Here is a 4,425-nt window from a genome sequence, read left to right as displayed (position 1 = left end):
GAACGGGGCGCGGCGCCGTCGCACGGTGCCGGACGCGGGGCGGTGCGCTACCCCTTGGCCTCGACAGCCGCGTCGAGCGCCTCTTGGAAGGCCTCGTTGCCGAGGCGCTCGCCGTCGATGAAGACGGTCGGGGTACCGGAGACGCCGTTGGCGAGGGACTCCTGCGAGACCACGTTGACCATCGGGCGCCACGTGTCCTCCTCGAGCGCGCTCGCGATGTCGGCGCCGTGGGAGGAGGCGATCCCGACGAGCTGATCGTCGTCCAGCCCGCCGGTGCCCTGGTGGGAGAAGACCTCCTCGACGAACGCGAGGTACTGCTCGGCCGAGGCCTGGTTGCCGACCTCGTAGGCGGCGGCCGCGGCCCGGGAGGAGTACTGCGTCGGCGTCGAGCGGTCGAGGAAGTTGAGGTTGCGGTACTCGAGGGTGATGTCGCCGGCGCTCACGGCCTCCTCGAGGGCGTCGGCGTTCTCGGTCTCGAAGTCGGCGCAGTGCACGCACTCGAAGTCCTGGAAGATCACGACCTGAACGGGCTCGCCGTCCCCGGAGGCCTCGACGCCCGGCGGGACCGCGGACTCGTCCGGGGCATCGGGGGCCTCGGGGACCTCGCCGAGGTCCCGCTCCGAGACCTCGGACTCGCCCGTGCGGATGCCGTCGGCGGTCAGCACCGTGCCGCCCCACTGGTTGGCGCTGGCAGGGACGGGCCCGGCCTCGGGGATCTGCTGGGCACGGTTCTGCGCCACGACGATCCCGACCACCGCGACGATGACGAGGACCAGGGCGAGGATGCCGAGCTGCAGGATCCGCCGGGAGCGCTTGTCCTGTCGTGCGTGCTGGTCCGCGACCTGCCGCGCGCGCTCTCGGGCCGCGTCGCGGTTCCGCGGGTCGGGGGTCGTGCTGCTGCTGGCTGCCATGGGTCCTCTTCGAAAGATCCTGGGGGGCGGATGGGGGCGTGTCGACGCCCAGATTATCGGACCCCCTCCCGGGCCGCCGACTCAGGAGATCACCAGGCAGAACCATGAGCACACTGATGAATAGACTGGGGACAGGACGACGACGACCTACCGGAAGGACACCCCGTGACTGCAGAGCAGACCCCCACCGCCTCCTCGGCCGACCTGGAGGAGGTGCCGGAGCCCCGGACGGACGTGCCGCAGGAGGCCGGCTACGACTTCGTCGTGGTCTCCAACCGGCTGCCGGTGGAGCGCGTCGTCGAGCACGGGGAGTCCTCATGGCGCCGCTCCCCCGGCGGACTCGTGGCCGCCCTGTCCCCCGTCATGGCCCGCAACGCCGGCGCCTGGGTGGGCTGGCACGGGGCCGCCGACGAGACGCTGGAGCGCTTCGACCACGACGTCTTCCACCTCGCCCCCGTGCCGCTGTCCGCCGGGGAGGTCGAGGCGTACTACGAGGGATTCTCCAACGCCACCCTGTGGCCCCTGTACCACGACGTCATCGCGCCGCCGGAGTTCCACCGCGCCTGGTGGAACACGTACCGCCGGGTCAACCGCCGCTTCGCCGAGCGGACCGCCGAGATCGCCGCCGAGGGGGCCACGGTCTGGGTGCAGGACTACCAGCTGCAGCTGGTCCCCAAGATGCTGCGAGAGCTGCGGCCGGACCTCACGATCGGGTTCTTCAACCACATCCCGTTCCCGCCCCTGGAGATCTTCGCGCAGCTGCCCTGGCGGCGAGCCGTCCTCGACGGCCTGTCCGGCGCGGACCTCATCGGCTTCCAGCGCCCCGGCGACGCCCAGAACTTCCAGCGCTGCGTGCGGCGGTTCCTGGACGTGCCGTTCAAGAACGGCACGGCCCGCTTCGGCGCGGAGGACGCCGCGTGGACCGTGCACGCGCAGTCCTACCCCATCTCCATCGACGCGGAGTCGATCCAGGAGCTGGCCTCCCGGCCGGAGGTCGAGGAGCGCGCCCGGGAGATCCGCCACGAGCTCGGCGACCCCGAGACGGTGTTCCTGGGCGTCGACCGCCTGGACTACACCAAGGGCATCCTGCACCGCATCAAGGCCTACGGGGAGCTGCTCGAGGACGGCAGGCTGACGGTGGGGCCGTCGGTGCTGGTCCAGGTGGCCAACCCCTCGCGGGAGCGCGTGGAGTCCTACGTCCAGCTGCGGGAGGACGTGGAGGGCCTGGTGGGCCATCTCAACGGCCAGCACGACACCATCTCGCACACCGCGATCCGCTACCTGCACCACGGCTACCCCTTCGAGGAGATGGTGGCGCTGTACCTCGCGACCGACGTCATGCTCGTGACCTCCCTCCGGGACGGCATGAACCTGGTGGCGAAGGAGTACGTCGCGGCCAAGACGGACGGCTCGGGGGCCCTGGTGCTGTCGGAGTTCACGGGTGCCGCCGAGCAGCTCAAGCAGGCGCTGCTGGTCAACCCCCACGACATCGACGGGCTCAAGGACGCGATGCTGCGGGCCAAGGACATGCCGGCGGCCGAGGCCAAGAAGCGGATGCGCTCGATGCGCCGGCAGGTCCTGGGCAACGACGTCAACGACTGGTCGGAGGCGTTCCTGCGGGACCTCGCCCGCACCCGCACGACCGGCGAGGAGGAGCAGTGATGAACGCGCACGACGACACCCGCGCCGGGCTCGAGAACGCCCTCGCCCGGGCGGCGGAGGCCGAGACCCTGCTGGTCGCCCTGGACTTCGACGGCACCCTGGCGCCGTTCACGGACGACCCGGCCGACAGCCGGGCGCTGCCGGAGGCACGCTCCGCGCTCGAGGAGCTCCTCGAGCTGGACCGCACGTACGTGGCTGTCATCTCCGGCCGGCCCATGCGGTTCCTGCGCTCCGTGGTGGACCCGGCCGGCAGGATGCTCCTGTCCGGTTCGCACGGGGCGGAGCTCCTGCTCGACGCCCTGGGGGACCCGGACGCGGACACCGGACTGCAGCTCACCCCCGCGCAGCAGGAGCTGCTGGCCCGGGCCACCGCACTCGTGGAGGCGCAGGTCGCCCGGTACCCCGGGGCCAAGCTGGAGCTCAAGCCCACGGGGGCCGCCTTCCACACCCGCACGATGGCGGACCAGAGCCTGTGCGCCCGCGCGGAGCAGGAGATGATCGAGCAGTTCGAGCGGCTGGAGGAGCTCAAGATCACCCCGGGCCAGCACGTGGTCGAGTCCTCGGTGCACTCCGCGACGAAGGGAGAGGGCATCACCGCGTTCATGCAGGCCACGGGGGCCGACGTGACCCTGTTCGCCGGCGACGACGTGACGGACGAGAACGCGATGCGCGAGCTCGGCCCCGCCGATCTCGGCATCAAGGTGGGCACGGGAGAGAGCGTCGCCGCGCACCGGGTCGCCTCGCCGGAGGAGCTGGCCGCGGCCCTGGCCGGTCTCGCCCGGCTGCGGCGGGGTGCCGTGCGATGACCTCGGATGACGGCGCGCCGATGGCGGCGGCGCCCCGACAGTGATTAGGATCACTGTGGCCCCCATCACCTGTGGGGGCAGCTCTTCTCCTTCGGATCGTCCGGCACGTGCCTGCCGGGAAAGAGGCCTCCACCCATGTCTTCCGTGCGCTACGCCAACGTCACCTGCCAGTACCCCGGGGCCGAACGGCCCTCGGTCACCGATTTGAACCTCGACATCGCCGACGGCGAGTTCCTCGTCCTGGTCGGCCCCTCCGGCTGCGGCAAATCCACCACCCTGCGGATGCTCGCCGGCCTCGAAGAGGTCACCGGCGGCAACATCTACATCGGCGACCGCGACGTCACCGACGTCCCCTCCCGGGACCGCGACATCGCCATGGTCTTCCAGAACTACGCCCTCTACCCCCACATGACCGTGGCCGAGAACATGGGCTTCGCCCTGAAGATCGCCAAGATCCCCACCGACGAACGCCGCCGCCGGGTCGAGGAGGCCGCGAAGATCCTGGACCTCACCGACTACCTCGACCGCAAGCCCAAGGCCCTCTCCGGCGGGCAGCGCCAGCGCGTGGCCATGGGCCGGGCCATCGTGCGGTCCCCGCAGGTGTTCCTGATGGACGAACCGCTGTCCAACCTCGACGCGAAGCTGCGCGTGCAGACCCGCACCCAGATCGCCTCCCTCACCCGCCGGCTCGGGGTCACCACCGTCTACGTCACCCACGACCAGGTCGAGGCCATGACCATGGGCGACCGCGTCGCCGTGCTCAAGGACGGGCACCTCATGCAGGTCGACACCCCCCGGGCCCTCTACGACCGGCCCGCCACGGAGTTCGTCGCCGGATTCATCGGCTCCCCGGCGATGAACCTGTTCCGGGTGCCCGTGGCCGGCGGGGCGGCGACCTTCGGCACCCTGTCCCTGGAACTGACCCGGGAGCAGCAGGCGGCCCTGACCGGGGACAAGGTCACGGTCGGGATCCGCCCCGAGGACCTGCACCCGGCGCCCGAGGGCACCGGGCTGCCGATCGAGGCCGACGTGGTCGAGGAGCTCGG

General features: G+C 71.3%; 4 protein-coding genes. 3 read left to right on the top strand and 1 reads right to left on the bottom strand.

Translation table 11 applies throughout. The features are described from left to right. Positions 1-47 precede the first annotated feature (47 nt). Entirely contained in the window at positions 48-911 is an 864-nt protein-coding gene (locus ACFU0Y_RS17325) for a DsbA family protein (protein WP_380216070.1), read from the bottom strand. 165 nt (positions 912-1,076) lie between these two features. Between ACFU0Y_RS17325 and ACFU0Y_RS17320 the strand changes: the two genes are divergently transcribed. The 3 genes from ACFU0Y_RS17320 to ACFU0Y_RS17310 all read left to right on the top strand — a co-directional run. Then, the gene (locus ACFU0Y_RS17320) at positions 1,077-2,573 is read left to right on the top strand and encodes a trehalose-6-phosphate synthase (protein ID WP_380216068.1); all 1,497 of its coding nucleotides are present in this window, start codon (positions 1,077-1,079) and stop codon (positions 2,571-2,573) included. Next, on the top strand, positions 2,573-3,379 hold the full coding sequence (gene otsB, locus ACFU0Y_RS17315; RefSeq protein WP_380216066.1) for a trehalose-phosphatase: 807 nt from the start codon (positions 2,573-2,575) through the stop codon (positions 3,377-3,379). Before ACFU0Y_RS17320 ends, otsB begins: the two co-directional genes overlap by 1 nt. Positions 3,380-3,514: 135 nt before the next feature. Then, the coding region (locus ACFU0Y_RS17310) for an ABC transporter ATP-binding protein (protein ID WP_380216064.1) at positions 3,515-4,425 on the top strand (911 nt) is incomplete at its 3' end.

The sequence above is a fragment of the Kocuria sp. NPDC057446 genome, from assembly GCF_042802875.1.
Classification (GTDB): Bacteria; Actinomycetota; Actinomycetes; order Actinomycetales; family Micrococcaceae; genus Kocuria.
The sequence above is the reverse complement of the archived record's forward strand: the minus strand, read 5'-3'. Positions and strand labels throughout refer to the sequence as shown.